Origin of the sequence: Rhodococcus sp. 14-2470-1b, assembly GCF_002259415.1 — a bacterium.
Taxonomy (GTDB): domain Bacteria; phylum Actinomycetota; class Actinomycetes; order Mycobacteriales; family Mycobacteriaceae; genus Rhodococcoides.
This window is the reverse complement of record NZ_NPFY01000044.1, coordinates 19,419-45,489: the sequence shown is the minus strand read 5'-3', so window position 1 is coordinate 45,489 and position 26,071 is coordinate 19,419. Positions and strand designations below refer to the sequence as shown.

At 63.9% G+C, this 26,071-nt stretch carries 28 protein-coding genes and 3 pseudogenes; 13 read left to right on the top strand and 18 right to left on the bottom strand.

The features are described from left to right. Positions 1–9 precede the first annotated feature (9 nt). The 3 genes from CH293_RS27390 to CH293_RS27370 all read right to left on the bottom strand — a co-directional run bounded on the left by CH293_RS27390 (position 10) and on the right by CH293_RS27370 (position 2,174). Entirely contained in the window at positions 10–309 is a 300-nt protein-coding gene (locus tag CH293_RS27390; RefSeq protein WP_037154309.1) for a hypothetical protein, read from the bottom strand. Between the two features lie 44 nt (positions 310–353). Beyond that, positions 354–878: a hypothetical protein gene (locus CH293_RS27385; protein ID WP_052058728.1), complete on the bottom strand. Its 525-nt coding sequence runs from the start codon at positions 876–878 to the stop codon at positions 354–356. 999 nt (positions 879–1,877) lie between these two features. Next, positions 1,878–2,174: a hypothetical protein gene (locus tag CH293_RS27370; RefSeq protein ID WP_032382556.1), complete on the bottom strand. Its 297-nt coding sequence runs from the start codon at positions 2,172–2,174 to the stop codon at positions 1,878–1,880. A 166-nt stretch (positions 2,175–2,340) separates the two neighbouring features. On the opposite strand from CH293_RS27370, the gene CH293_RS27365 reads away from it, so the two are divergent. Then, on the top strand, positions 2,341–3,342 hold the full coding sequence (locus tag CH293_RS27365) for a hypothetical protein (RefSeq protein ID WP_141217246.1): 1,002 nt from the start codon (positions 2,341–2,343) through the stop codon (positions 3,340–3,342). A 50-nt stretch (positions 3,343–3,392) separates the two neighbouring features. Here the strand turns inward: CH293_RS27365 and CH293_RS27360 are convergent. The 3 genes and pseudogenes from CH293_RS27360 to CH293_RS27350 all read right to left on the bottom strand — a co-directional run. Next, positions 3,393–3,743 (bottom strand): annotated as a pseudogene (locus CH293_RS27360) (recombinase family protein); the annotation flags it as partial. A gap of 97 nt (positions 3,744–3,840) precedes the next feature. After that, positions 3,841–4,527, bottom strand: coding sequence for a DUF4396 domain-containing protein (locus CH293_RS27355; protein WP_165430178.1), 687 nt, complete (start codon positions 4,525–4,527; stop codon positions 3,841–3,843). 183 nt (positions 4,528–4,710) lie between these two features. Next, positions 4,711–5,184 (bottom strand): hypothetical protein, encoded by a 474-nt coding sequence (locus CH293_RS27350; protein WP_037154312.1) that lies wholly within the window; start codon positions 5,182–5,184, stop codon positions 4,711–4,713. 173 nt (positions 5,185–5,357) lie between these two features. Between CH293_RS27350 and CH293_RS27345 the strand changes: the two genes are divergently transcribed. Both CH293_RS27345 and CH293_RS27340 read left to right on the top strand, forming a co-directional pair. Next, positions 5,358–5,789 (top strand): DUF6153 family protein, encoded by a 432-nt coding sequence (locus CH293_RS27345; RefSeq protein WP_037154315.1) that lies wholly within the window; start codon positions 5,358–5,360, stop codon positions 5,787–5,789. Positions 5,790–5,875: 86 nt separating this feature from the next. After that, positions 5,876–6,511 (top strand): DUF305 domain-containing protein, encoded by a 636-nt coding sequence (locus CH293_RS27340; RefSeq protein ID WP_037154317.1) that lies wholly within the window; start codon positions 5,876–5,878, stop codon positions 6,509–6,511. Between the two features lie 106 nt (positions 6,512–6,617). Here the strand turns inward: CH293_RS27340 and CH293_RS27335 are convergent, their stop codons facing one another. From CH293_RS27335 to CH293_RS28370, 6 genes and pseudogenes are all read right to left on the bottom strand, one after another. Beyond that, positions 6,618–8,555: a heavy metal translocating P-type ATPase gene (locus tag CH293_RS27335; RefSeq protein WP_094722020.1), complete on the bottom strand. Its 1,938-nt coding sequence runs from the start codon at positions 8,553–8,555 to the stop codon at positions 6,618–6,620. A gap of 43 nt (positions 8,556–8,598) precedes the next feature. After that, positions 8,599–9,957: pseudogene (locus tag CH293_RS28865) on the bottom strand (Mu transposase C-terminal domain-containing protein); the annotation flags it as partial. A 329-nt stretch (positions 9,958–10,286) separates the two neighbouring features. Next, positions 10,287–10,445 (bottom strand): hypothetical protein, encoded by a 159-nt coding sequence (locus tag CH293_RS28860; RefSeq protein WP_369597579.1) that lies wholly within the window; start codon positions 10,443–10,445, stop codon positions 10,287–10,289. 83 nt (positions 10,446–10,528) lie between these two features. Then, positions 10,529–10,816: pseudogene (locus tag CH293_RS28855) on the bottom strand (dihydrofolate reductase); the annotation flags it as partial. Positions 10,817–11,132: 316 nt separating this feature from the next. Then, positions 11,133–11,594, bottom strand: a complete 462-nt coding sequence (locus CH293_RS27310; protein ID WP_052058730.1) for a hypothetical protein — start codon at positions 11,592–11,594, stop codon at positions 11,133–11,135. Between the two features lie 76 nt (positions 11,595–11,670). Beyond that, positions 11,671–11,844: a hypothetical protein gene (locus tag CH293_RS28370; protein ID WP_176460144.1), complete on the bottom strand. Its 174-nt coding sequence runs from the start codon at positions 11,842–11,844 to the stop codon at positions 11,671–11,673. Between the two features lie 473 nt (positions 11,845–12,317). Between CH293_RS28370 and CH293_RS27305 the strand changes: the two genes are divergently transcribed. Next, positions 12,318–12,578, top strand: a complete 261-nt coding sequence (locus CH293_RS27305) for a hypothetical protein (RefSeq protein WP_037154320.1) — start codon at positions 12,318–12,320, stop codon at positions 12,576–12,578. A gap of 201 nt (positions 12,579–12,779) precedes the next feature. Here the strand turns inward: CH293_RS27305 and CH293_RS27300 are convergent, their stop codons facing one another. Further along, a complete protein-coding gene (locus tag CH293_RS27300; RefSeq protein WP_037154323.1) occupies positions 12,780–13,031 on the bottom strand; it encodes a hypothetical protein in 252 nt (83 codons plus the stop codon). A gap of 963 nt (positions 13,032–13,994) precedes the next feature. On the opposite strand from CH293_RS27300, the gene CH293_RS27290 reads away from it, so the two are divergent. The 6 genes from CH293_RS27290 to CH293_RS27265 all read left to right on the top strand — a co-directional run bounded on the left by CH293_RS27290 (position 13,995) and on the right by CH293_RS27265 (position 19,344). Continuing rightward, positions 13,995–16,061, top strand: coding sequence for an MMPL family transporter (locus CH293_RS27290; protein ID WP_027494152.1), 2,067 nt, complete (start codon positions 13,995–13,997; stop codon positions 16,059–16,061). Between the two features lie 28 nt (positions 16,062–16,089). Next, the gene (locus CH293_RS27285) at positions 16,090–16,341 is read left to right on the top strand and encodes a YgaP-like transmembrane domain (protein ID WP_027494151.1); all 252 of its coding nucleotides are present in this window, start codon (positions 16,090–16,092) and stop codon (positions 16,339–16,341) included. A 42-nt stretch (positions 16,342–16,383) separates the two neighbouring features. Further along, positions 16,384–16,803, top strand: a complete 420-nt coding sequence (locus CH293_RS27280; protein WP_027494150.1) for a DUF302 domain-containing protein — start codon at positions 16,384–16,386, stop codon at positions 16,801–16,803. Further along, on the top strand, positions 16,803–17,576 hold the full coding sequence (locus CH293_RS27275; RefSeq protein ID WP_037154327.1) for a sulfite exporter TauE/SafE family protein: 774 nt from the start codon (positions 16,803–16,805) through the stop codon (positions 17,574–17,576). The genes CH293_RS27280 and CH293_RS27275 overlap by 1 nt, the downstream gene beginning before the upstream one ends. A 79-nt stretch (positions 17,577–17,655) precedes the next feature. Beyond that, positions 17,656–17,925: a metal-sensitive transcriptional regulator gene (locus tag CH293_RS27270; RefSeq protein WP_027494148.1), complete on the top strand. Its 270-nt coding sequence runs from the start codon at positions 17,656–17,658 to the stop codon at positions 17,923–17,925. A gap of 57 nt (positions 17,926–17,982) precedes the next feature. Further along, entirely contained in the window at positions 17,983–19,344 is a 1,362-nt protein-coding gene (locus tag CH293_RS27265; protein ID WP_037154330.1) for a rhodanese-like domain-containing protein, read from the top strand. Between the two features lie 152 nt (positions 19,345–19,496). Here CH293_RS27265 and CH293_RS28365 read toward each other — a convergent pair whose 3' ends face one another. From CH293_RS28365 to CH293_RS27250, 3 genes are all read right to left on the bottom strand, one after another. Next, on the bottom strand, positions 19,497–20,357 hold the full coding sequence (locus CH293_RS28365; protein ID WP_170945174.1) for a site-specific integrase: 861 nt from the start codon (positions 20,355–20,357) through the stop codon (positions 19,497–19,499). A 71-nt stretch (positions 20,358–20,428) separates the two neighbouring features. Beyond that, on the bottom strand, positions 20,429–20,761 hold the full coding sequence (locus CH293_RS27255) for a helix-turn-helix transcriptional regulator (protein WP_052054821.1): 333 nt from the start codon (positions 20,759–20,761) through the stop codon (positions 20,429–20,431). 5 nt (positions 20,762–20,766) lie between these two features. Further along, positions 20,767–21,918, bottom strand: a complete 1,152-nt coding sequence (locus CH293_RS27250) for a site-specific integrase (RefSeq protein ID WP_206539353.1) — start codon at positions 21,916–21,918, stop codon at positions 20,767–20,769. A 97-nt stretch (positions 21,919–22,015) separates the two neighbouring features. Between CH293_RS27250 and ligD the strand changes: the two genes are divergently transcribed. The 3 genes from ligD (at position 22,016) to CH293_RS27235 (ending at position 23,729) form a co-directional block, all read left to right on the top strand. Beyond that, complete coding sequence (gene ligD, locus CH293_RS27245) at positions 22,016–22,945, top strand: non-homologous end-joining DNA ligase (RefSeq protein ID WP_094722019.1); 930 nt, start codon at positions 22,016–22,018, stop codon at positions 22,943–22,945. A gap of 88 nt (positions 22,946–23,033) precedes the next feature. Further along, entirely contained in the window at positions 23,034–23,402 is a 369-nt protein-coding gene (locus tag CH293_RS27240) for an Lsr2 family protein (RefSeq protein ID WP_037106624.1), read from the top strand. 141 nt (positions 23,403–23,543) lie between these two features. Then, a complete protein-coding gene (locus tag CH293_RS27235) occupies positions 23,544–23,729 on the top strand; it encodes a hypothetical protein (protein ID WP_032382549.1) in 186 nt (61 codons plus the stop codon). Positions 23,730–23,767: 38 nt separating this feature from the next. Here the strand turns inward: CH293_RS27235 and CH293_RS27230 are convergent, their stop codons facing one another. Together CH293_RS27230 and CH293_RS27225 are read right to left on the bottom strand one after the other, a co-directional pair. Continuing rightward, positions 23,768–25,492: a ParB N-terminal domain-containing protein gene (locus CH293_RS27230; protein ID WP_094722018.1), complete on the bottom strand. Its 1,725-nt coding sequence runs from the start codon at positions 25,490–25,492 to the stop codon at positions 23,768–23,770. Positions 25,493–25,591: 99 nt separating this feature from the next. Then, entirely contained in the window at positions 25,592–25,879 is a 288-nt protein-coding gene (locus CH293_RS27225) for a hypothetical protein (protein WP_094722017.1), read from the bottom strand. Positions 25,880–26,071: the final 192 nt, after the last annotated feature.

The following is a 26,071-nucleotide window of genomic DNA, read 5'->3' as shown; positions in this document are numbered from 1 at the left end:
GCGGGTGTTTTACCGGCGTGAGGTTCCGCGGACGATGTCGCCTTCGATGTAGGTGAATCCGTCTCCGCGGCCGTCACGGAGCGCGAAGTGGTAGTCCGCTTGGATCCACACGGTATCGAAGTGTCCGGCGTCGGTGAGTGTGCCGAGTAGGTCTCGGTCGGCACCGTTGGGGAAGAACGCCACTCCGGACGAGGGCGGGTAGTAGCGGTTGAGGGTGTCGATCAGGGATTCGACGCTTCGGCATTCGGCGGCCGCGTCGAGGGCCTTGTCGTAGGTGGTCCAGTAGTCGTCGATGTCGTTGGCGCTCATGGGTTGTGCTCCTTCGTCGGGTTGGATTCGGTGATCGAGGCCGGTTAGATCGTGCCGTTGCTGGCGTGCTGTTCGGCGAGTGTGGGGGTGTCGCGGCCGATGGCCCATGCGGCTTCCTCGTAGCCGGGAAGCATTGCGATGACGGCAGTTTCGAGGGCGGCGCAGAAGTGGTGCGCTTCGGTGTCGGTCCAGTTGTCGACTTCGCCTGCTTGGTAGCGGTAGCAGTTGATGGCTTTGAGGACTTCGACGGCTGTACGCCAGCCACGGGGCGGGGTGTGGGTGTAGATCTGGAGGTCGTCGTCGTTGTAGCGGTGGTTCACGCTGGCGGTGTTCTGGTCGAGGAGCATCTGCCCGATTGCGTCGACGCTGGCGCGGGTGAGGCTCCGTGTGCGGGTGTTCGGGCGGTTGATCGACCATCCTGCGCCGACGCCGTTTCCGGTGGTTGCATTGAGCGGGAGACCGCCGTCGGTGGGTGCCGGGATCTCCCACTGGAGTGGTTTGTGGTCGACGGCGAGTCCGGCGGTGAGCAGGACTGCGATGTGTTCGTTGCTGACGGTGAATGCGCTCATGGTGTGGGCCTCTCCCCTACTGGTGTGCCGACTGGACTTGCTGCTCTGCCAATTTCTTGTCGCTGTCATCTGGCGTGAGGAGAGACAGCAGCGCACGGGGACGACGGGGCAACGCCGCGGCTGGACAGTTTTCGTGGGAGCGCAGCGACTGCTCTACGAAAAGTGTTCGGAGCCTTGGCCGTAGCGCAGCGGAGCGAGGGGTTGAGGCGGCGGGCACGGGTGATGCAGTATCGCCGGGAGCCAGATGTGCGACAAGAAATTCGATGTCTTTTCACGGTGCGGAGCGCAGCGGAGCTCGGTTCGGGGGACGCCCGCAGGGTGGCCGGCACCGTGGACAGGCGGAATGCGAGACCGCTCGTCGACGCCGGCGGCTGGGCCACCTCCCGGCCGTGGAGCTCGCAGCGTGATTGTGCGGGAGCGACGGGTGTTGACCACGCTCGGTGACGCGGTAGCTCTCAGGCCTGGTCGGTAATCGTGAATTTGTGTCTGGGAGCGCAGAAGTCAGTTCGGGAGTATTGTTCGGAGTGGTCCTTTTCGACGGGAAGAGGCGACGGAACCAACTGGAGGTAGAAGATGCTCAGTCGTAATGCGCAGGAGATGGCCGCGGAGATCGCTGGTCACGATTGGTCTGATGCGCCGTATCGTCTCGATCGTGCTGGTCACGATCGGAATTCGGATACCAAGCGGACCGATGACGCTCTATCGAGCGATGAGACCGATCGTGTGCGGTGGAACGTGGTGATGGTGACTGCGCAGGTCTTGCTTTTCCAGGATCCTGACATGGATATTGTCGAGTACGCGATGGCGTGTGGGTTGCCGCGTAGGTTGACGCACAGGTCCAACGGCAAGCCCAACGGTGGTTTGACGATGGGGTTGCGGTTGACCTAGCCGTTGACCAATCGGGTTGTGTGACAGTGGGACTCGGGTGTTGAGTGAGTCCCACTGCCGTTGGTCCAGCCCCCGTCCGATCGGAGATGAATTACCGGCGGTTCGACGGCCTCAGGTCGCGGGCATCCGAGCTTTGATGTCGTCGAGGTTTTGGTTTAATTCGCCGAGTTCTTTCCGCACTTGTGCAGTGAGTCCGTCGACCGCGTCCGTAGCCCCGTTCATTTTTTCATGGAAGGCGGTGAGTACGTCTTCCGCTACGGCGAAGGCGGTGGCGGAGTTCTGGAGGGTGGCGAACACTTGTGCCTGCGCGGTGAGGTACGCCGCCCGTTCTTCGTTGCCGTTCTGGTCGGCTTCGTCGGCCTGCCGAAGCAGTTCGAGCGCCTTGTTGTGAAATTCTGTGTCTACCATCAGTGTTCGCCAATCTGTTTGTCATGAGCTGCTTTTCGTTCGTCCCGGATCGTTGCTACGCGATGATTCGGTTCGCTTCTCGACCGTACCTGCCAGGGCGGTCACGGCAGTGGATCCCACAATGGAGTGATTAGATTCAGGTTGGTATCACTCCAAAGTAAGGCTGGTGGCGGCAATGCAGTTTCCGATCTACCTGACATTCAAGCAATTTACGGACAATGCTCCCGCTGAGAGACGTGCCCAGCCTTGGCAGGTTTCGTGGAACGACTACCTGGCGTGGACAGAATTGTTTTCGCACCGCACATTCGAGATGGCCCGCGAGCAGATCCCGGCGGGTGCACCGGCGGAAGGCGTCGATGGTTTCGCACGCACGGTCATCACAGAGGGAATCATGCGAGCGCACTTCGGGGACGATTGGTTCGACTCGGTGTACAACGAGGAGAAGAGTTCACGCACCACCAAGGCGTTCTTCTACCCGAATGCGGCGTACGAGGAGCTGGCGGAACTAACGCATCACCGTAAGGAGGAGCTGGCGCGGCGGGTTCATCAGCTTCAATACGCTGACTGGTTCGATCTGGTTGTGGCCAAGGTTGCCAGTGGTGACGCACTCTCCGGCGTCGCTTTCGAGCTCGACGCCGCCCTGTACCTGATGAACCTCCCCATGAACGTCGAGCAGAAGCCTGCCTCCGGGGAGCGGGAGGGAAAGGGCTCGGATTCCGGACGGTCGTATGACCTGCGGTTCTGGGTCAGCGATCCGCCGAAGGCGGTCGAGGTCAAAGCGAAGCGCGATGACACGCCATTTACAAAGAAGACAATTGATAGCTCAATTAAGGACGCCTCCGAGCAGATTCCCGAAGGCGAATCGGGTTTTGTGTTTCTTCGGCTACCACCAGCTTGGGTTGGACAGGGTTTCGAAGACACATATGCGGACTATCTGGGCGCGGCGCTGCGACCGCGCGCAGAAAAATCGACTAGAAGCAGGGTTTCAGTGGTGTTCTCCGCAGTAGACAAGATATCCACGTCGCCCGGTGGCCGAAAGGTGGTTACGAGGGTGTGGCAGCCGTTCAAATCCGAGTGGTGTCCGCAGGACGACTGGAAGCTCGCGATGGACCTGAAGCAGTTCCAGGAGGCTGGGCTCACTGCAATGGCACCACCAGACCCGTTCTAGATTGCCAGCTACCAGGTGGTTGCGCCACGCCGCAAGCGATCACTGTCGCTCTAAGGCGAGAAGTGACGGTAGAGGGTGCGTTTACTGACTCCGAGTACTTCTGCAATATCTCCGATAGTGTTGCCCTGGTTGCGCATTCGGGTTGCCTCCCGCTTCTTGGTGACCGTAAGTGCGGGTGGGCGTCCGCCGACCTTTCCTCGCTCCCGAGCTGCGGCGAGGCCTGCATGTGTGCGTTCTCGCAGTAGTTGACGCTCGAAGCTGGCGAGTGCGCCGAAGATGTGGAAGACGAGTTCCCCGCCTGCGGTGGTGGTGTCGATCTGTTCGGTGACCGACGCGAAGGCCACTCCCCTAGCTTTCAGGTCTGCGATGAGCTCGATGAGGTGCGGGAGATTGCGGCCGAGTCGATCGAGCCGCTGTCAGTTTCAGAAGACGACTGCACAGTTTCAGAAGTCGGCTGCACTCCCGACCCGAGCCTCTGATGGTTGTGAACCGCCGATCTCAGGCGGGGGTATTGCGGTGACGTTGGAGGCGACGGACGGCGGGGAAGCCTGTGATTACCCCGAGGACGATGCCGAATTGCATGAGCATCCAGAATGCAGCGTCGGTGGCCGGGGGCATTGTCTCGGTGTAGTGCAGCAGCAGCATCCAGCCACCCATCCCGAGGTCGAACGCCAGTACGGTCAGTGCAGCGACACCGAGCGCAGCCGCGGCTGAACGCCGACGGATGTCCTGTACACCCACGGTCGGTGTGATGACCGAGCGCTCGTATACGAAGAGCATCCCCGTGGCCAGTACCGCGATGACGATGATCATCACCCAGAGGTCGATGCCGGCGATGGTGAGCCCGGAGGCGATGACCAGCGGCACCCCGATGAGGTGCGCGGCGGCGGAGGCTGTACCGCCGGGGAGTCCTGCGGCCACACCATGGGGTGCCGCCTGCATCGTGGTACTCGTGTCGGGGATGACGCGGCCGTGACGGCGATATGCAAGGAGGGCGAAGGGGCCGAGATAGAGACCGGAGCCGATCCACACCAACTCGGTGGCAACGGTGAGATGGCGGTGCCCGCGGCGGTAGATGTCGTCGGCTATGACCGCTGACGAGAAGAGGGCGAGGGTGAGGACCACCCAGGCCAGTGGGGTCATCCAAGTGGGCAGAGTCGAACCCATGGTCATGTCCATGTTCATGATGCGCCTTTTCGTCGGGGAGAGCCCCAGCCCCCACCACTCCGTGGATGGAGCGGTGGAGCGACCCGGGGCCAGTGGTGCGATGAGAGGGGACAAGGCCGACACGACGTGGACGAAACGGCCATCCACGCGGTGCAAGCCCATCGAAAGACAGGGGCTCAGGATTGTGACCCGAGCGACCTGTCAGACCCTGCTCACTGACAGCTGCGCCAACGACAGCACCGTCCACGGCGGCCAATCCGAGCCATGTGACACCTGAAGCCCACGCGTGGGATACCGCCCCGCCAACTCGTCGAGCTCGGCACCCGTTCGTACCCCGAGGGTGAGAGCCGATACGGCGCTGAGCGCAACCACCGCCACCGCGTCCACACACGCGAAACCACCCGCGATTTCGCCGCAGTCCACGCTCTCGTGAGCCTCGCTGGTCACCACCGACACTCCGGTGTCTACGACTGGTGTACGCGCGAGTGCCGCAGCGGTCGAGCCCATTTTCGTGGCGGTCGAGCCCACTTCCGTGGCGGTCGAGCCCATTTCCATCGGAGTGCCGGCAGCCGCGAACGTTGCGGGCAGGCGTTGGCAGAACAGTGCACAGACGGTGACGACCACGACGACCGACACCACGAGGACACGCCGCACGATGCTGGTCAATACCGACATCGATCAAGGGTAGCGTCCCTGGCCCTACCGCAGCGATGGGGTACTACATTACGTCGTAGGTGTAGTCGTGTCCGCTCGCGATGATGCCTCCGCCCCGACAGTAGCGGAGGGTGGGCACCACCCGGTTCGGCGCTACCCCTGGGGGGGGGTATACCCCTGCTACCGTCGAGGGCATGCAATCGGCAGTCGAGCGTGGGCGACGGGGCACGGCCTCGGCGATCGGTGCGCTGATTGCCCTGACGGTGTTCGGTGTGCTGTTGATGCATTCGGTGACACCGATGTCAATGTCCGTGACCGGCTCTATGTCCATGTCGATGGGTATCGGCCATGCCTCGACGGCGGCGCCGTCCCACGACGCCGACTCGGTGTCGATTCCGGTGATGGCCGGGGAACACGACTGCCCGTCGGGGCACCAGATGATGCACCCCTGTGTCGGCACGACGCCGTCGTGGCCCGCGCTGACGGTCCCGGCGCTCAGCACTACCTCCGACCTGGCGACGCCGACATCGGTGAACCGGCTCGTCGGACGCGCCGACTGCACGCTCGAACGTGCGCCGCCGTGGACGTTGTGGGAGTTGGACAGATCGGTGACCTTACGAGTGTGACAGGGAGCCCGACAGACGCATGTCTGTCGGCGGATCGAACGACATCCGAATTCTCTGTATCATTCACTCTTGCAAGGAGTTTCCTCATGCGTACCAAAGCCACTGCCTCACTCGCTGCTGCTGCTGCGAGCGCATTCCTTCTCGTCGGCTGTAGCGACAACTCGGCCGATTCGTCGATGGACGGCCATTCGATGGGCTCGATGTCCTCGATGTCCTCGATGCCGGCATCGTCCGCGCCGGCGAGTTCGTCGGCGCAGTTCAACGATGCCGATGTCATGTTCGCGCAGATGATGTACCCGCACCACGCCCAAGCAGTCCAGATGGCCGACATGGCGAACGGCCGCACCGACAACCCGGACGTGCTGTCACTGGCGGCGGCGATCGCCGCCGCGCAACAACCCGAGATGGACCAGATGACCACCTGGCTCACCGAATGGGGCCAGCCCATGCCCGACATGGACATGAGTGACATGGGCGGGATGGACCACAGCTCCGGCAGCGGCATGATGACCACTCAGGACATGGACGCGTTGATGGCAGCGTCGGGCCCCGAATTCGACCGCCAATGGTTGACGATGATGATCGCCCACCACACCGGCGCCATCGAGATGGCCAACACCGAAATCGCGGACGGTTCCAACCCTGACGCCCTGGAGATGGCCCGCACCATCGTCGCCACCCAACAGCAGGAAATCGACACCATGCAGCGACTGCTCGGCTGACCCGGCCCGCCACACAAAACAATGGCCGCATCCTCTCCGGCGGAGAGGATGCGGCCATCAGCGTTTCCCAGTCGTCAGGGCTGCGTTTCCGGTACGAGATCAGCTCTCACAGTGACGGTGTGCGCTGCGACGGAGGATTGGAACTCCCCTCGTTCACCGCTCCGGCGATGGCGTCGGGCGCGAGGTCGAGGCGACGCAGCAGCTGCGCATTCGCGGCGACGATGATCGTCGACAGCGACATCAGGATCGCGCCGATCGACATCGGCAGCACGAACCCGACCGGCGCGAGCACTCCCGCCGCGAGCGGAACGGAGATCAGGTTGTATCCCGCTGCCCACCACAGGTTTTGCTTCATCTTCCGGTACGAGGCCCGCGAGAGTTCGATCACCGACAACACCGACCTCGGGTCGTCGCTGGCGAGGATCACCCCGGCCGACGCGATAGCGACGTCGGTACCCGCCCCGATCGCGATGCCGACGTCCGCTTGCGCGAGAGCGGGCGCGTCGTTGACTCCGTCGCCGACCATCGCCACGGTGCGTCCTTCGCTCTGGAGTGCAGCGACGGTGTGGGACTTGTCTTCCGGTTTCACCCCGGCGAAGTAGCGGTCCACACCGAGCTCGGTCGCGACGGACTTCGCGACAGCATCGGCATCACCGGTGATCATCACGACCGTGATTCCGCGGGCGTGGAGCGCATCGACTGCGGTGCGTGATTCGAGGCGGATCTCGTCTGCCAGCGCGAGTGCACCGATCACCACACCGCCGGCGAGGACGTGCAGGATGATCGCCCCGTCCCCGCGCCACCGATCGGCGACGGCGAGTTCGGATCCGCGTTCCTGCTCGAGCAGTGCCGGCCCGCCGACCTGGACCCGGGTGCCGTCGACGTCGGCTGCGACCCCGACGGCGGGGGACGACTGGAAGTCTGCTGCAGCCGGGACGGTCAGGTTCCGCGCGCGTGCGGCCGCAACGATAGCCCGTGCGAGTGGGTGCTCTGAGTCGGCTTCTGCGGCAGCAGCCAAAGCGAGGACATTGTCGGCGGTGCGCCCGTTCGTCACCTCGATTGCGGTGACGGTGGGTTCACCCTTGGTGAGGGTCCCGGTCTTGTCGAAGAGCACGGTGTCCACCGTGCGCATGGTTTCGAGTGCGAGCCGGTCCTTGACCAGAACCCCGCCGCGGGCGGCACGTTCGGTGGCGATGGAGACCACCAGCGGGATCGCGAGTCCGAGTGCGTGCGGGCAGGCGATGACCAACACGGTGATGGTGCGGATGACCGCGTCGTCGGGCATCCCGAATAGCGTCCATACCAACGCGGTGATGATCGCAGATCCGAGAGCGAACCAGAACAGCCAGCCGGCGGCGGTGTCGGCGATGCGCTGGGCCCGCGAGGTCGAGTTCTGGGCGTCGGCGACCAGGCGGCCGATGCCGGCGAGGGCGGTGTCCTCCCCTACTGCGGTGACCTTGATGCGCAGGCCGGAGTCGGTGGCGACAGTGCCGGCGACGACCTGGTCGCCATCGCTGCGGCGGATCGTGCGTGATTCGCCGGTGATCATCGATTCGTCCATGCTCGCCGATCCGGAGACGATGGTGCCGTCCGCGGGTACGCGGCCGCCGGGGCGGACGACGACGACATCACCGAGCTGCAGCTCGGAGGGGGGCACCGGCACCACATCGTCGCCCTCGACTCGTTCGGCGGTATCGGGCAGCAATGCGGCCAATGAATCCAGGGCGGAGGTGGTCTGGGCGAGGGATCGCATTTCGATCCAGTGCCCGAGCAGCATGATCACGATCAGCAGGGCCAGTTCCCACCAGAAGTCGAGCTGATGATCGAGTACGCCGAGGCTCGCTCCCATCGACGCTATGAATGCGACGGTGATCGCGAGGGCGATGAGCAGCATCATTCCTGGTGCACGTGAACGGATTTCGCCGATCGCGCCGGTGAGGAACGGGGAACCACCCCAGGCGTACATCACGGTGCCCAGTACCGGGGAGACCCAGGCGATCCACGACGAGTCGGGCAGTGAGTATCCGAGAAGCATCGCGAACATGTTCGATGCCACGATCACCGGAACGGCGAGGACCAGAGCCGGCACCGTCTGGTTCGAGGACCCAGATTCTGCTCAAATCGCGTGGGTCACGTCGTATCACGAACCGCCCCAGATCCTCTCGCCGCGCAACCCACGGTTTGAGCGCGTTCGAGAAGTAGTGCACGTGATCGAGAACGAAGCCCGTGCGCGTCAAACGTCGCCGGATGACGGGAAGAAAGTCCACCAGGAACGCGGTTTCGCCGAGCACCACACGAGGGGCGTGACCAGCTGCGGCTACCTCGCCGGCCCACACGGCGGCCGGAGTGTTCCCAATCCCTGTGTGAACGCTCGCGTGATACGAGGCTATGGCCAGGACCAGCCAGCGCTCCAACTCACGCAATGTCAACGCCGCGTGCTTGTCCGAGTCGTAACTTCCTCGGTCCGCTGGGTTCGAGAAGGTGGTCCCAGGCAGCTCGTGCACCGCCGTCATCGCCGTTCCGATGATGCGTTCGACGATCCCGCCGTAGTGCGGTCGGCCCGGAGGACGGTATTCGAGTGTGATGGCGTGCTGGGCGCATCCGCGGCGCAGCGCTTCGCTTTTGAACTCGGAGGCGTTGTCGAGATACAACTGTTTCGGCTTCCCTGCCATCGGCCACTGCACCTGCTCCGCGAGCTCGCATGCCTCCAGCCATGTCTGCTTCTCGCAGCACACGCGGCCCAGGCACAACCCGACCGATATCGACGACGGCGGCTCCAAAGTGACGACGAACCCGAGTACGGAACGGCTGAAGACATCAATGGCGATCGTCAGGTAGGGGCGGCCGATCGGTTGCCGCTCGTACTCGTCAACGACCATCAGATCGACGACGGTGTGGTCGATCTGGACCTGATCGAGAATCCCCGCAACTGGAGGTGGACTGTCGCCGGCGGACTGACGTGGGCGGGCGGCATCGGGTCCTCCGCGTGACCTGGCCACCGATGCCGGATGGAGCGCGGCGATACGCGCGGTGACGGTATTTCTGGCCGGCACTGGCAGACCCGCGCGGTGGCACGCCAGTGCTATACGTCGGTGCAGCGCAGCGACACTCAGCTTCTGGCGGTGAAGAAAATAGCGGGTGAGATGATCGCCGATCACGTCCTCGACCGCAGCCGTCACTCGGCTGCGGCCACGCCCTCCCGACGAGACCTTCGTCAGAAGATCGGTGACTGTCCCCGTCCCGTTCCTGAGCCTGCCGACCAACGTGTAGACCTGCCGCCTGGACAATCCCAACCGTTGCGCGGCATCGTCGACCGCTTCCGAACGCACCGGATGCATCTCCAGCAAGGGAGTCAGGACAGCGAAACGGGCCTCGGCCTCAGACCACCGCTCCCCCGACGCTGTCAGCACACCGGTCTCCACGACGTCGAGCTTGTCGGGGTCCATCACAAGCCTCCCTGTCACCGAGAGCCGCCCGTGCACCGCACTTCTGACATCAGAATGTCAGAAGACACGTGCACTCACCCTCGAAACGCCTGCAAAGACTGCAGCCGTCTTCTGAAGTTGACAACCGGTTCGGCCGCGGGGTGTCTCGATAGACGATCGTCAAACAGGACACGACCCCTACGCGCGCTCGGCGAACACCAACAACCAAGGCTGCCCGCCACCGCCAAACTCCGACCAAATCGTGACCGTCGCCCACTCCGTCACGTCGAAAGACTCGCGCACATCCTGCTCCCGCCATTACTTGAAGTACCTTGGCTTAAAAGACGCCGCTATTCCAAATTCCGGAGGTACTCTTGCTGGAGCACCTTGCAGTTTCCGTAAAAAGAAACTTCTTCATAGGAGAGAGAATAGTCGGAGGGGATTTTCGGGAAAAACGTGTCGCATTCATATGTGTCGTCCACACTAGAAACAAGGAGAACATCTGCCAGGCGACGCGCAATGGCTTCATCGTAGATCCGCTGACCGCCGAAGAAAAAACACTCTCGACACGTGGATGCGAAAGGGAAGTTTCAAGCGCCTCATCAATAGTGCCTGCCGTTTCAATTCCGTGATCAGGCGGGAATCGGCTAGTCACCACGACATTCAGCCTGTCTCGCAAGGGCCGATACCTTGACGGAAGCGACAGGTAGGTCGACCTTCCCATGATTATCGCATTGATAGCCTCGGGTTTTGTAGTAGATTTTGTGATCTCGGCGACGCGTTTCTGCTCGCCGGGGATTTTCCACGGGATGACACCGCCCTTGCCTATTCCCCGACCACCATCATGAGCGACAATCAGTTTAGTTCTATACGAACCCATGTTGGCCTACTTGTCATAAGCGTGCACGCTAATACTGATTTAAGAATACCACAACAATCTTCAGCTACCTGTTATGACTTCCAAACGCTTTGGTTGTGGACCCGGCGCGGTCTCGCCCGAATCGCAGCTCACGTAAGTAGGAATCAACTACCGGCACGACGTAGTCGTCATCGATAACGGTCCAAGAGCTCCCACCGGACGGCATCTTCACGGGAAACGCCTTCACACGCTCGACCCATCGAAAGAGACGAGACGCTACAACCAACACATCCCGAGAGAACCAGAACGAAAGGCTACGCGGCATGGTTGCACAACATCACGTCACGGGACGAGAAACCCCAGAGAAATGAATCTTGGCCAGATTTCCGCCGTGTTCGTGGACGGCGAGCAGGCTCAAACGGGGTTGGCCGATGAGGGTGACGTGGTGGCCGGCGGCGGATGGTTCGGCGATGAGCGCGAGGAGATTCGATCCCGCGCCGCTGACGGTGATGGCGGTTCCGCGGGCCAGGGCCCTGCGCGGGAGCAGTGCGGCCAGGGGCGGGGGCATCGGCATGGTTCGCAGGGTTTGGCAGCGTACGGCGGCGGTGAGCGGTTTGGGCTCGCCGTCGACGGTCGGTGCGCTGGGTTCGGCGCGGTCGGGAGCGGTGATAGCGGAAAGCTCGGCGGGTGCGTGGTCGCGGCGGCCTCCGGGCACGGTGGCCATGCGGCGGCGCAGAACATCGAGCTGGGTGGCTTTGTCGAGACCGGTGAGGTCGGGGACGGCGTCGGCGGTGGCCATGGGGATCGACCTTTCGCCGTACCGGTAGAGACATTGCCAGCGTATCGAACACTAGTTCGACTGTCGAACGTGCCGGTCAGCTCGTCCGGCGGGGAACGGAGACGCCGTCGAGGTCATCCCTGGTGAAGGTCCAGGCGAGATGTCGGTACAGGTGGAGGACGTGTTTGACCTGGTCGAGGGCGTGAGAAACGGCCGGGTGGTCGGGGTCGTGGCCTTCCGATCGGATGGCTGCACGCTCGTCGTCGTCCATGTCTTATTGGACGCACGAGGTGGTGCGGCGGTTCCGGCAACAGTCATTCGATGAAATGACTAGACGGGGAGGTTCGGAGACGCAGCAGTGGCCGCCGACGGGTCGTTTCGAACGAAACAAGGGCCGCGCATCGGTGATGCGTGGCCCTGTTCGATGTTGGGTGACGGTGTTCGCCAGTGCGCCTCTCGGCAGGTGGTCGCTCGTAGCGGCTAATGGTTGGTACCCGGGGCATTGGGATCGAACGCCGTCGAGTTCTACAACGACAGTGCTGTCGGTGGTATTCCAGCCCGTGCGGGAGACAAAAAAGGGGGGTCCCGTTATGCCGATTGCCGCGCCCATCCACCGCGTCAGGGTGCCGTTCATTCAATCGTTCTAACTACCTCGGCAGAGGGCTCCGCTGGAAAGTCAGCGCGGTACAAATATCAGGCGGGAACCGCTCCCGTGTGCCTCTGCCAGATAGTCGAGGGGATTTCATGAAGAAGCGAATCTCAACGGTCGCAGTCCTTGTGGGCCTGCTTTTCGCCCCCGCGGTGGGTGCGACCGCCAGTGCCCAGCCCGCATCGGGTCCGGCCGCAACACCAAGCGTTGTGGCCGACAACGTTCACCTCGCCGCTGACAAAATCAAGTGGTGCGTGTATTCCAAGAACAACTACTCGTCGTTCCACGACTACAACTGGGCGGTCGCTGCTTACTGCTGGGCCACGGGAGGCAAGATCCAGGACCGCCGTCCGTGACGGCGGGTCGTGGGGGCGGCGCTGTTTCGACAACTTGGGTTCCCTGGCCATGTTCGCCGGTACAGAGCTAGCGCGGCTGCCGCAGTCGTCGAGGTCGTGCAAATGCACGTGTGTTTCCCACGGATGCACGGCTCCGATCTGGGAGACGAAAAAGGGGTCCCGGCCCCGTGGTGGGACCGGGACCCCCGTGGGGCCTGGTGCTCAGTGGGTGCACCAGAAGGAACCGACCGGGATGACTGCTCCCGGCTGTCCGGCGCACCACCGGCAGGTGGTGTCGTGCTCGATCCGTCCTAGCACTCCCTCGGCCTCCTCGATGAGGATGGGCAGCTCTGCTGCGAGCGCGAGCGCTTCGGTGGCCCACCGGGCCGCGCGCGGATCTTCGGCGGGGAGCTGAGCGGCATTGCCGATGAGCTCGGTGATGATCTGGTGATCGTTGAGCAGGTTGTTGTTCATGGCAGGGACACCTTCCAAAGGTTCGGATGAGACGTCCCCGATCGACATGACGAGGGTGGACTGTCAAACCGCGTCTTGGGAGCGTGCGACCGCGGTTTGATTGGACGGGGTCCCCGGCATGTCAGGCTGGGACGACTCGTACGACCAAATTGGTGACCCATATGGGGCGGCCCCGGAGGGGACGTGCGACCGCTTGCGGTCGGTTTTCGATGGTTCGCCGATCGCCTACGCGGGCATCCGTCGTCGATGCCCCCGAATCCGTTGTCTCCGATGCTCGCCACTCCTGGACCGCTCCCGTCCGGGCCTGTCTGGGTGTGGGAATGGAAGTGGGACGCAACTGCGCGGGTTCACAGAAACTCGCGGACGATAGCGGCGCAACTCGCGCGTGGGTGGAGCATCAACCCCTGAGGGACAACCGCATTCGCAGACTGGCGACCATCAAACGCCTTCTGCGGCCGCCAGCACAGCCTCGCGTTGGATCCGGCAAAACCACTGCCGTCTACCGATCGGCTCCGGCCCACCCCTTCCCTCATACCCCCACGGGTACTTGCATACCCCCCTAGGTATGTGTCACAGTAGTGATGTACCCGCCAGAAAGGACCGCCATGTGCTACCCCGTCCCGTGCCCGGCATGCGGTAAGACCACCTGGGCTGGCTGCGGTCGACATGTCGACAGCGTCATGAAGAACGTTCCGCGGTCGCAGCAGTGCTCCTGCTCCATGGAGACACCCGCCCCAGCTACACGCGACAACTTCTTTCGTTCCCTGTTTCGTCGCTGACCCCCACCCCAACAGCACTCCACTGCATTTCGCAGGAATCTCTGGGCGTCTTCAACACTTCTGAATACCCCCACCCGTATTAGGAGAAGCAATTGTGACCAAGCCCGCTACCGCGGCGGCCACCGGCCGCCACGACCGCCATCGGCCACCGGCACCCGGCGCACTAGGCCGCCTGGGAAGCACGATGGTCGCGCGTCGCCGGTGGGTGTTCGGCATCTGGCTGATCGCCCTCGTTGCTCTGGGATCGGCTGCGCCATCGGTGTTCTCATCCTTGGCCGGGGCCGGCTGGCAGGCCAACGGTTCCGAATCCGTCCAGGTCCGCGAGCTCGCCCAGCAGCATTTCGGCGGCAATTCCTCTGCAGCAGTGCAGGTGGTCGTTCACTCCGACACCGCCACGATCGAAGACGCAGCGATGCAGCAGACACTCACCGACGTCGCGGCCGTATTCGACGGTGACACTCGCTTCGGTGAGGTCATCGCCCCCCAGCCGGGCATGACGATCAGTCCCGACGGTCACACCGGCATCTTGATCGCCGGCGCAAACGCGAGTACCGACGACATGGTCAAGGCCGTCGACGAGGTGAAGGGCGAGCTGACCGAACTCTCCGGCGACGGCATCGAGGTCTACCCGACCGGATCCTCCGCACTGTGGTCGGACTTCAACAAGGCCAACCACGACGCCATGATTCAGGCCGAATTGTTCTCCTGGCCGGTCACTTTGGCGATCATGGTGCTCGCGTTCGGCTCCCTCGTCGCCGCGGGATTGCCGCTGCTACTCACCGTTGCCGGCCTGGTCGCATCCGCAGGCGGACTCGTTCTGCTCAACGGCGTCACGCCGATCTCGGTGTGGGCGATGAACTTCGCGATGATGTTCGCCCTCGCCCTCGGAATCGACTACGCCCTGTTCATCGTCGCCAGGTTCCGCGACGCACTGCGCAACGCCGATCCACGTGCCGCGGTCGCCGAAACCATGGACACCGCAGGCAAAGCCGTGGTCCTGTCCGGTCTGACGGTCTTGGTGAGCCTCTCGGCCGTCCTGCTCGTTCCCGCACCGGCGGTGCGCACCATGGCCGTCGGCATCATGCTCGCCGTGACCTTCGTGCTGATCGCCACCATGACCCTGCTCCCCGCAACCCTGGGTGCACTCGGTTCCAAGGTCAACGCCGCCTCCCTGCCCTACGCCAAGCGCCAGCAGCACCGCTCCCCGAAATTCGCAGCCTGGGGTGAACTGCTCCACAAGCACCCCTGGCCGTTCGCTCTGGTCTCCGTCGGCATCCTCATTGCGCTGGCCCTTCCGGTCCTCGGACTGAAAGTGGCGATGCCCTCGATCGCCGTCGTCCCCGAAGACGCACCGGTTCGCCAGGGTTACGAGCTCGTCCAGGCCCAGTTCGGTGCCGGCGCACCCGGCGCACTGCAGATCGTCGTCCCGTCCGCGGATGCCGCCGCGACCGCCACGGCAGCCAGTACCGTCGACGGGATCTCGATGGTCACTCCGCCCCAGCCTGCCGCGGACGGCTCGAACTACTCACTGCTACAAGCACTTCCCACCGTTGACCCCTCGGACGAGAGAATGGGCACCATCCTCGGTGACCTGCGCGCCGAACTCCCGGAGTCGGCGTTGGTCGGCGGTGCCCCAGCGGAGAACCTCGATCTGCAGCAAGCACTGAACGACTACCTACCGCTGGTGATCGGTATCATTCTGGCGCTCGGTTTCATCCTGCTGCTCGTCGCACTCCAAGCACCGCTGATCGCGATCCTCGGCACCGCAGTCAGTCTGCTCTCGACCGCCGCAGCGTTCGGGGTCGCGAAGCTGATCTTCCAGGACGGGCACGGCGCATCACTGCTCGGATTCACCCCGCAAGGCTTCCTCGACGGCTGGGGTCCGGTGTTCTTCTTCGCGATGATCTTCGCCATCGCCATGGACTACACAGTGTTCCTGCTCGCCACCGCGAAAGAGCACTACGAGAAGACCGGGGACCCGAAAGCCGCTCAGGTCGACGGCCTCGCCCACTCCGGCCGGGTCATCTTCGCCGCCGCCGCGGTCATGGTCGCAGTGTTCTTCACCTTCGCACTCTCCGATCCGCTCCCACCGAAGGAGATGGGCATCATCCTCGGCGTCGCGGTACTGCTCGACGCCTTCTTGATCAGGCTGATCCTGCTGCCGGTCCTGCTGCGTTTGAGCGGACACGCCGCATGGTGGTCACCGGCCTGGCTGCGCAAGGTGTTGCCCTCGATCAGCTTCTCGCACTGACCACCCTTACAACCCGAACTGAGCAATCATGATCGATCCGAACACCACTCGCTCGTCCGCGTTCGCGGGCTGGCCGATCGAACGTATCGTCCCCGCCCTCGCCGCCGGCGTCACCGCCACCGGCCTGGCCCTCGGCGAACTCCACGCACCGCAGTGGCGACTGCTCAGCGCGTTCGCTGCCGCGAACCTCGCCCTTTACGCAGCGGTCGGCTGGTGCCCGGCCAGCGCGCTTCTCACCAGGGTGGGCGTGCCGAGTATTCGCCAGCCCCGAATCGGGTAGGCCCAGATCACCGCAGTTCGACGACCGAAAGGAACTTCCCTTATGAACATCGCACTCTCGACCACTCTGACCGACACCGACTTCGACACCGCAGTCGACGCCGTCAAAGCCTCCCTCGCAGATCAGGGCTTCGGTGTTCTCACCGAAATCGACATGCAGGCCACGTTGAAGGCCAAGCTCGGCGAGGACATGGAGCAGTATCTGATCCTCGGTGCCTGCAATCCGTCCCTCGCGCACCGCGCCGTCGGGGTCATGCGCCAGATCGGCTTGCTGTTGCCGTGCAATGTCGTCGTCCGCGCCGACACCTCCGCTTCCGGATCGGTCATTGTCGAAGCGATGAACCCCGACATCATGGTCCAAGCGACCGGCGAGCCAGCACTGTCCGACGTCGCGGCCGAGGCCACCACCAAGCTCCAGGCCGCCATCGACGCACTCGGTGGCCAGGACGCAGCCCACAGCTGATGACCCTGACGCTGGCACTGGTCCTCGGCGTCGCCGTCGGCATCCTGCTCGGTCTCCTCGGAGGCGGCGGGTCGATCCTCGCCGTCCCGGTTCTCGTCTACGCCCTGGGAATGGACCTGTCGGAGGCGATACCGGCATCGTTGCTGGTGATCGGTGTCGCCTCGGCGACCGGGGCCATCCCCAAGGTGCGGGCGAAGCTCGTCGAATGGCGACTGGCGGCGATCTTCGCGGCCACCGGTATCGTCGGCACGCTGGTCGGCAGCGTCCTGGGCAGGCATCTGCCCGAGGCCGCAGTGATGATCGGCTTCGCGATCGTCATGATCATCGCCGGGGCGCGGATGCTGCGCAGCACCGACGATGTCGGAACCGCTTGCAAGACAGGAAGTTCCGGGATCGATTGGCGGCGATGCGCACCACGGTCCATACCGACCGGGTTCGGGGTCGGTGTCCTCACCGGACTGTTCGGCGTCGGCGGAGGATTTCTGATCATCCCCGCTCTGGTGCTGTTGCTGGGAATCGAGATGAGTGTCGCTGTCGGAACGTCGCTGGTGGTCATCGTCGCCAACTCCGCCGCCGGACTGATCGCTCAGGCCGACGGGCTCGGCGGGAACTGGCCACTGAAAGCGGCGTTCGCCGGTGCTGCGATCGCAGGCTCGCTGGTCGCCGGAAAACTGAGCACACGCATCGACACCGACAAGCTGCGCACGTGGTTCGCCTACCTGGTGTTCGCCGTCGCGGGCTATGTACTTGTCGACACCCTCGTTCTTTCATGACCGACTGCACACACCGAACCGATGCCCCCGGGGGTAATCTGGAACGACTACCACCATCACACACCCTCAGGAGACCGCAATGATCGGCGACGAAGACAGCATCGCATTGGTACTCAACCGTCTGCGCCGCGCACACGGCCAACTCGCCGGTGTGATCGGCATGATCGAGAACGGACGCGACTGCAAAGACGTCGTCACTCAACTCGCCGCCGTCTCCCGCGCCCTCGACAAAGCCGGATTCAAGATCGTGGCCACCGGCCTTCGTGAATGCATGACCGGCGACACCGCAGACAACAAAGAGCCCATGACCGAAGCAGAACTGGAAAAGCTCTTCCTCGCACTGGCCTGAACGAGGACGTTTCACGTCAGAAACGAGGCCGACCCGATTACACCGTAGGAGTACCCCGTGAGCACCACCGATCCAGACATCGCAATCATCGAAACGTCGAGCCTCGGCGACCGCAGCTACCTGATCAGCCACGACGGCATCGCCGTCGTGATCGATCCCCAACGTGACATCGACCGCGTCCTGGCACTGGCCACGGAGAAGAACGCCGCGATCACCCACGTACTCGAAACCCACATCCACAACGACTACGTCACCGGCGGACTCGAACTCGCACGCGCCACCGGAGCCGAATACGTTGTCCCCGAGGGCGACCCGGTCGAATACGAACGGCGCGCAGTCGGCGACGGCGATGTCGTCGAAGCGGGATCGGCGACATTTCAGGTGATGCACACTCCGGGCCACACACATCATCACGTCAGTTACGTGCTGCGACTCGGCGACGAACCGATCGCGATCTTCACCGGTGGCTCGATGCTGTACGGATCCACCGGCCGCACCGACCTGCTCGGTTCCGAGCACACCGACGAGCTCACCCACGCGCAGTTCCACTCGGTCCGTCGTATCGCCGCCGAGCTGCCCGCTGATGTCGAGGTCTACCCCACCCACGGGTTCGGTAGCTTCTGCTCCGCGACCCCCACCAGCGGCGACTCGTCGACCATCGGTGAACAGCAGCAGTCCAATCCCGCGCTGACCCAGGACGAGCAGACGTACGTCGACGAGTTGATCGCAGGATTGTCGGCCTACCCCGCGTACTACGCCCACATGGGCGTCATCAACACCGAAGGTCCGGCCCCGATCGATCTGTCCACCCCGGAGCCTGTCGATCCCGACGAACTACGCAGGCGCATCGACGATGGCCAGTGGGTCGTCGACCTCCGCGCACGAACCGCCTTCGCTGCTGGACATCTCGACGGCTCCCTCGGTTTCGAGCTGTCGACGACGTTCGTCACCTACCTCGGATGGCTCTACCAGTGGGGTGCGCCGCTGACATTGATCGGTGACACCTCTGACCAAATCGACGATGCCACACGAGAGTTGGCGCGCATCGGCATCGACCGCCCCTCCGGTTCGGCTGTCGGTGAGATTCACTCACTCGCCGGCGACGGCCACGTGCGGTCCTACGAGGTGTCCGACTTCGCCGGACTTGCCGCAACCGACTCCGACATCACTGTGCTCGACACACGTCAACAGTCCGAGTACGCGGACGGCCATATCCCCGGTGCAGTGAATATCCCCCTTCACGAACTGCCGCACCGACTTGCAGAGGTCCCCGACGGCGACGTGTGGGTGCACTGCGCCTCCGGCTACCGAGCTTCGATCGCGGCCTCACTGCTCGACCGCGAACACCGCACCGTGACGCTGATCGACGACGACTACGACCACGCCGTACAGCTCAAGCTTCACACTGCGCGCACCTGACGGACGCGCCGCACAGGCCCACCCGCCAACACGAGTACACGCCTACAACTGAGTCGCCTGACTGAAGTGCTTGACCTTGAAGCCCGGGTCCTACAGGTTCGGAAGCTCGCTCGCCGCTTCCCCACCTCCGGCGACGTTCGACGTCGAGCCGCTTACGGCGCGGTGGGATCGACGTCGAATTGTCCGGGGTGAGCGGTTCTGACGTACCGCACTGCGGTGGTGTTACCGATGCCGAAAACGGTCATCAACCTGACGGGATCGCCGGTCTGGGTTGCTTCGTCGAGGATGCGATCGACCCGTAATTGCCCGGCGGTCAGGCCGATCTCCCGGAACGGTCTGGTGATGTAGTGGCGGCTGACGGGCACTGCGGTCGGCGCGGTGTATCCACTGATCAGCAGGTAGGGGTTCGCGCTCGATGGCCACCGTACGTGTCGATACGCCAGCCAGCTGTGCAGTAATTCGGTGGTGAGCTGGTCGAACCACACCGTGTGCCGTGTGTGAGGTCGGACGATGGTCGCTCGGCCGCTCGTGCGGTTGATCTGGTCCAGACGCAGATCGATGATCTCCTCGATGGTCAGTGCGTGAATTGCCACGAGTGCCAGGATGATTCGATGATCGGCGCGCTCGAATTGCTCGAACAGTCCGTGCAGTCGGTCCGAAGAGACAGGGCGAAGCATCCGGCGGTTGTAGCGCCCGGCGACAGCTCGTGCCGGATCTGCGAATACACGCCGTTCTCGCTTGAGCCCACGAAAAAGCGACCGCAGAGCGGTGTGAACGTTGTGCCGTGACTGCCCGGCATGCCCAACCAGAGCCTCTTCGATGTCCCGGACTTCGACGGCACGCAGGCTTTCGTGTGTCTCGCCCCAACCGATGAGGACCGGCAGCGCGAAGTTGAGGTAGATCGCGATCGTCGCCTCCGACAGCGGACGCGACGGCCGTCGGCCCCGACCACCCAACGCCGCGACCCAAGCTCGAACGTCCTCCTGGAACTGCGGCGGAGTGTCGTCGATCATGCGCAACGTCCGCTGGGTATGACGGGCGGCATTGCTGGCGATCGACCCGGTCGTGGGGCTGCAATCAGCCATCAGTTCGGGGGTGGCACTCGGCGGGTACCGCGCAATCTTTTACCGGTCACAGGCGACGACGGCCTTACTCGATCGCCGACTACACGTGCTACTGGTTGCTCCAAGTGGCTGGCAGCAGCCTCTTCTGCCTGCATCAGATCGCCGACGGTGCAGTTCAACGCCGAACAAATCTTGTCGAGATCGTCGAGACGCACGGTGATGGGGGCCGAGGACCACAACGCTGCGGCCTTGCTGAGCGAAGGATGGAAATCGACTTCCTCGAATGCTTTCAGCAGCTGCGTTGGGCGCCAGATGTCTCGTTGCGCCGCGACCATTCGCAAGTTCCACTTCATAGTTCTCAGTTCTCCGTACTCAAGCGCCGTACAGCGCGCTGTGTCGATTCGATGACCGCCCGTTCCGGGTCACCTCCGGCCGACGCCAGGTAACCCACAGTCGTGCTGGCCCACTCGTGTCCCAGCAGCTTCTGCACATCCCACAACGGCATGCCCTGCTGGTAATTGTGTGTGGCACAAGCGTGGCGCAGCAGATGCGGATACAGCTCGGTTACCGGGCCGTTCAGGTGACGGAGCGAGGCAGTCTTGAGGTTGCGCCGAAATGTCGAGGGCTGAATTGCTGGTGCCACAGCCAGGTCAAGCGCCACCACAGCAGTTGGTAGACGCTCCGATGGCCATAGAGGTGCGCCGGCATCGGTGGGGTCATCGGTGAAGTCACCCCGAATTTGTTCGAGGTACCACCACAGCAGATCACGGCCTTCTTCGAACAAGAACGCTTGCCGCTCCCGCGGCCCTGATCCACGTGCGCCCTTGCCCTTGACGACAAAGCGTCCCCACTGACCAACTTCCCAATGGATATCACCGATCCGTACGGCGCACAGCTCCGACGCACGTACTCCAGATAGGTACGCAATCTTGGCCATGGTGTAGTCACGGGCGTTGACGTGGTACTTCCGCGAACACGGAAGCGCGTCACGCCAGTCAGCGAAGAACGCCGTCATCGCCCGGTGAGACGGCGGGATCCTGAGCTTGAAATCTCCTCGGTGCCGGGGCCGGTTGAACGGATCGACTGGCGATTCGACACCGACGCCGAAAGACCTCAAAAGCTCACCCGCGTATCGCTGCTCAAGGAACCGAAAATAGTTGTCGATCTGGACTGTCTTCTTGCGCACGGTTGCGTGGCTGCGTTTACCAGGACCCGAGAAATACTGGTCGAACTGTTTCTGCGTCAATCGCCATGGCACACAATCGAAGTAGTCGCACACCTCGATAACTGGATACATGATCTGTTGCAGGGTCGACGGAGTCAGTCCCGCGACGTCTCGGGCCCATCCGTATTCGACCAGGGTGTTCCGGTAGAACTCGCGCTCGTCTACATCAGGATCGAGTCGCTGCAGCGACTCGACATCGGCTAGTGCCCGCGCCGGAGTAGCCGCGCCAGTCGGTGCCGAGTCCGCAGCAATGCGCTGCCTGCGACGAGTAGCGAAATCTGACACAAACGGTGAAGTTACGCAATCAACTGGCAGATTCCGCTAGTTGTGGGTGAAATCTGGGTGGCTACCGGATGAAGAGAACCACCGGCCCTGACCAGCGGTGCAGTATCGATACCAGGAACCAGCGAACGCCGGAACCCGCTCGAACTCCAGTGGCCAACGCGGGGTCAGCGTTGTCGACGGCGCATCGCGGGTGAAGCTTTTCTCGCGCAACGGAAACGACATCTCTGCCTCGTTCCCGGACGTGGCGGCGGCGTTGTCGGAGACGACGGCGGGTCGATCGGTGACCCTGGACGGCGAGTTGGTGGCACTGGATTCGGGCGGTCGGCCCGATTTCGGGCTGCTGCAGCGCCGAATGCATGTCGCGCGGCCGTCGGCGGTGTTGTTGAGGTCGACCCCGGTGACGTATTTCGTGTTCGATGTCCTCGACGTCGACGGCGAATCGGTCCGAACGCTGCCCTACACGCAGCGCCGTGCGCTGCTCGAGGGCCTCGGCGTGGCCGACGGGCACCGGGTACAGGTGCCGCCGGCCATGACGGGAATCGACGGCGAGACGTTGATGGGCATTGCCGCCGACAACGGCATCGAGGGGGTCGTCGCGAAGAAAGCGGCGTCGGTGTACCGATCGGGGATCCGGTCGCCGTCGTGGATCAAGGTACCGATTCGGAACACACGCGAAGGCGTGATCTGCGGATGGGTTCCGACGGGCGGCCGCGCCGGCGGGACACTGGCGGCACTGCTCCTCGGAGCGTACGACGAGGCGGGCGAGTTGGTCTACATCGGCCGTGTGGGAACGGGTTTCACCGATCGGATGCGCCGAGAGCTGCGGAGCGCGCTCACCGAGCGCACTCGTCCGGACAGTGCGCTGCACGGTCCGGTTCCGCGCACCGACGCAGTCGGAGTGTCCTGGGTGACACCGGAATTGGTGGCGACTGTGGAATACCGCGAACAATCGGCAACGGGGCGTTTACGGCATCCCGCATTCAAAGGAATCCGATCCGATATCGCTCCCCGCGATGTCGTGACATGAAAGGGTGCAGCTCATCGCCACATTCGTTGGTTACGCTGTCCGGTACCCGAGTCCGTGACATTGCGTGTGATCGAAAGGTTTTCCGGCTGTGGCCAAACGAGTGACAACCCAATTGGTGGACGATATCGACGGTTCGGTCATCGACGACGATGCCGGCGAGACCATCGAATTCGCGGTCAACGGCGTCGAGTACGTGATCGACTTGAAAGCGAAGAACGCCAGCGAGTTTCACAGGAAGCTCGACTACTACATCGAGCATTCCACTCGGGTCGGTGGCCGCAAGCGTAAGCCCTCCCCCGCCGGCGCGACGACGCCCGCGAAGACCGGGACACCGGCCACCCGTGACCCGGCGCAGACACGCGCGATCCGGCAGTGGGCCGCCGACGAAGGCTACGAGATCAACGATCGGGGCCGCATCCCGGCCGCCATCGAAGAGGCATACAACGCCGCGCACTGACCTTTCGTCAGCCGCCTGCCCGTCGTGAGCAGTCCGGTGGTGGGGCGTCGAGCGGGGGAGCTCGAGGGGCTGCCGCAGGCCCCCTCGACCCGGGCCGGGGACGCTCCCCCACCTGCGCTGCGGGGCCGATACTGTCCGGCGATGGACAGATACCGAAGTGCCGCCCTCGGCCTGTACGGGCTCGCTGTTGTCGCCCGGCTGTTGACCTGGGGTGAGCTCAGCGCGTCCGAACGCAGCGAGAGCGCAGTGATGCTGCTGCTCGTCGGTGCCGCCATCGCGGCGGTGCTCAGCCTCGGCAGTACTCGCACCAACCGCAGCGACGGATGAGGGGTGGCGGGCACATGATGCCCGCCACCCCTGCTCCATTACTGGTCGGCGGCGTTGTCCTCACTGGGCGCGGTGAGCGCGTCGTACGCCTGCTCGGGGGTGAGCATTCCGGCTGCGGCCTGCTCGACCACGGTCAGCACGTGGCCGTGCTGGTCGAGGAAGCCCAGGTAGTTGTCCTGGTTGCCCCAGGACGTGCGACGCCAGGAGTCGTTGCCCTTGCCGCTCACTCGTGCTTCGTAGGCGGCGAGGATCTGCGCGAGCAGGATCACCTGCGCGCGGGTCTCGCTGGGCGTCTTGTCGATCATGGCGACGAGCGCTCGCCGCGCGGCTTTGTCCGCGACACCGGGGTATCCGGCGCTGGGGCTGGTGTCGGCGGGCACGGTCACACCGAGCAGCTCTGCGAGGTACTGCGGCGCTTTGTTCTCGGTCAACAGTCCCGGCTCGTCGACGAGGGTTTCGGTGATCCACTTCCCTGCCCCCTTCGGCAGGGTCTTGCGGGTGAGGAACTTCGTCAGCCATTCCTTGCGGACGATCGTCGCGGCGGCGCTGGCCTTGTTCAGTGCGACGGTGCGCCGCCGAGTGGCCTTCTCGGCTTCCTTCTCCGCGAGCGCTGCCTGCGCTGCCTTCTTCTCGCGTGCCTTCCTCTCGGCTACGGCCTGGTCGTCGGACGCGTCGGGTTCACTCGACGCTGCGGCCAGGATCGGCCCCAGCTTCACACCGGCCGCGTCGGGGTCGGCGGTGAAGTACTCCGGCACCCACACCTGGGCGACGGTGACGTCCTTGTGGTGGTGGTAGCCCTCGGTGGCAACAGCCTTCGGGGCTCCTTCGGTCGCCCAGTCGATCGACTCGGACTCGATCACCTCGCCGCTGGCGGTGAGGGTGATCTGCTCGTTCGGGGTCAGCCACACCGCCCAGTGCTCGGCCGCGCCGTCGATGACGGCCTCGGTGATCGGGTCTCCGTCTGCGGTCACCAAGTCCTCAGCGGCGACGTAGGGGCTGTCGTAGAACGGCTCGTCTGCCAGGACCGTCAGGCCCTTGTCCGCGTACGGGGTACCGGCTTCGGCGCGGGCCTTGCGTTCGGCGCGGTCCGCGATCAACTCCTGCGCGACGGAGCGGAACCGTGATCCGGCGTCGAGCAGTTCCTCGACAGCCTCGGTGTCGCCGTCGGCGTCGAACACCGCGACCACTGCCGCCTGCTCGAGGTCGAGCTGTCCGGCGTCGAGCGCCTCGCGGGCGGTCTGCGAGCGACCCGCTGTTCCTGCTGCTTTGGCGGTCTCCCGGCTGTCGTACTGCATCGTCTTGGCGATCTTGGTAGCCGACAGACCCAGCTCGAACATCTCGGTCACCGCTTTCGCGCGTTGACCGTCGGTGAGGGCGATACGGCGGTCGTTGGTGTTCACCTGCTGGGTGAGGCGTTCGATTTCGCGGTCCTTGGCCTTGCTCGCAGTCGGCCGAATCAGTACCGGAACACTGTCGACCCCGGCTTCGAGAGCGGCGAGGGTGCGGACCTGGCCGTCGATGACCACGATGCGGTCGCCGTCGCGGCGCGCGAGGATCGGCAGGAGCACACCGTGTTCGGTGATGGAGGCGACGACGGCGCGGAACTCATCCGAGTCGGTGTCGACCTCGTCGCGGACGTTGGGGCCGACTTCGAGGGCGGTGGGGTGCAGGCGGGCGAACTCCTCGCCCGCCCCCACGACCGGCGTGGTGCCGGTCGTGGGGGCTTCGGTTGCGGCGGTGGTGGTTTCGATGCTTGCGGTCATGGTGGTATCTCTCCCTGGTAGATTCTTCGGTTGGAGACACCGGGCAGGTAAGAGCTGTCCGGTGTTTTCTTGTTTTCCGGGCCTGTACGGGCCCGGGGGTTATTGCTGAGCGGTGGCTGCCTGGTGGTGGCCTGCCTGGCGTGCGGCGTGGATTTCGGCCTCACTGGCTCCGTTTTCGCGGGCGGTGCATGCCCAGAACGCGGCCCGCTCGAGGTGCGCATCGGCGGTGGTCGAATTTGCATCCTCAGCAGCTCGGTTGACCTGCTCGGTGTAGGCGGTGACCTGCGCGAGTGCGTGGGTCTTGACCTGCGCCGGTACCTGACGGATCGCGGTCATGACGGCGGTGTGCAGTCCCACCGTCCTCGGTCCTGTGATGGTGTCGTGCATGTCGCTACGTCCCTTCTCAACTGATGGCCAGACCCTGTTGCCCTGCCACGTTTTTTCGCCGTTTCTGGCGTGAGGAGAGAAATCAGCGCACGGGGACGACGGGGCAACCCTTCGGCCGGGCAGTTTTCGTGGGAGCGCAGCGACTGCTCGACGAAAAGTGTTCGGAGCCTTGGCCGTAGCGCAGCGGAGCGA

Bases quoted from the DNA above. Each gene is read 5' to 3' on its own strand.
- CH293_RS27390 (WP_037154309.1), bottom strand. From the start codon at position 309: ATGAGCGCCAACGACATCGACGACTACTGGACCACCTACGACAAGGCC.
- CH293_RS27385 (WP_052058728.1), bottom strand. From the start codon at position 878: ATGAGCGCATTCACCGTCAGCAACGAACACATCGCAGTCCTGCTCACC.
- CH293_RS27370 (WP_032382556.1), bottom strand. From the start codon at position 2,174: ATGGTAGACACAGAATTTCACAACAAGGCGCTCGAACTGCTTCGGCAG.
- CH293_RS27355 (WP_165430178.1), bottom strand. From the start codon at position 4,527: ATGAACATGGACATGACCATGGGTTCGACTCTGCCCACTTGGATGACC.
- CH293_RS27350 (WP_037154312.1), bottom strand. From the start codon at position 5,184: ATGTCGGTATTGACCAGCATCGTGCGGCGTGTCCTCGTGGTGTCGGTC.
- CH293_RS27345 (WP_037154315.1), top strand. From the start codon at position 5,358: ATGCAATCGGCAGTCGAGCGTGGGCGACGGGGCACGGCCTCGGCGATC.
- CH293_RS27340 (WP_037154317.1), top strand. From the start codon at position 5,876: ATGCGTACCAAAGCCACTGCCTCACTCGCTGCTGCTGCTGCGAGCGCA.
- CH293_RS27335 (WP_094722020.1), bottom strand. From the start codon at position 8,555: ATGTTCGCGATGCTTCTCGGATACTCACTGCCCGACTCGTCGTGGATC.
- CH293_RS27310 (WP_052058730.1), bottom strand. From the start codon at position 11,594: ATGGCCACCGCCGACGCCGTCCCCGACCTCACCGGTCTCGACAAAGCC.
- CH293_RS28370 (WP_176460144.1), bottom strand. From the start codon at position 11,844: ATGGACGACGACGAGCGTGCAGCCATCCGATCGGAAGGCCACGACCCC.
- CH293_RS27305 (WP_037154320.1), top strand. From the start codon at position 12,318: ATGAAGAAGCGAATCTCAACGGTCGCAGTCCTTGTGGGCCTGCTTTTC.
- CH293_RS27300 (WP_037154323.1), bottom strand. From the start codon at position 13,031: ATGAACAACAACCTGCTCAACGATCACCAGATCATCACCGAGCTCATC.
- CH293_RS27290 (WP_027494152.1), top strand. From the start codon at position 13,995: ATGGTCGCGCGTCGCCGGTGGGTGTTCGGCATCTGGCTGATCGCCCTC.
- CH293_RS27285 (WP_027494151.1), top strand. From the start codon at position 16,090: ATGATCGATCCGAACACCACTCGCTCGTCCGCGTTCGCGGGCTGGCCG.
- CH293_RS27280 (WP_027494150.1), top strand. From the start codon at position 16,384: ATGAACATCGCACTCTCGACCACTCTGACCGACACCGACTTCGACACC.
- CH293_RS27275 (WP_037154327.1), top strand. From the start codon at position 16,803: ATGACCCTGACGCTGGCACTGGTCCTCGGCGTCGCCGTCGGCATCCTG.
- CH293_RS27270 (WP_027494148.1), top strand. From the start codon at position 17,656: ATGATCGGCGACGAAGACAGCATCGCATTGGTACTCAACCGTCTGCGC.
- CH293_RS28365 (WP_170945174.1), bottom strand. From the start codon at position 20,357: ATGATCGACGACACTCCGCCGCAGTTCCAGGAGGACGTTCGAGCTTGG.
- CH293_RS27255 (WP_052054821.1), bottom strand. From the start codon at position 20,761: ATGAAGTGGAACTTGCGAATGGTCGCGGCGCAACGAGACATCTGGCGC.
- CH293_RS27235 (WP_032382549.1), top strand. From the start codon at position 23,544: ATGGACAGATACCGAAGTGCCGCCCTCGGCCTGTACGGGCTCGCTGTT.
- CH293_RS27230 (WP_094722018.1), bottom strand. From the start codon at position 25,492: ATGACCGCAAGCATCGAAACCACCACCGCCGCAACCGAAGCCCCCACG.
- CH293_RS27225 (WP_094722017.1), bottom strand. From the start codon at position 25,879: ATGCACGACACCATCACAGGACCGAGGACGGTGGGACTGCACACCGCC.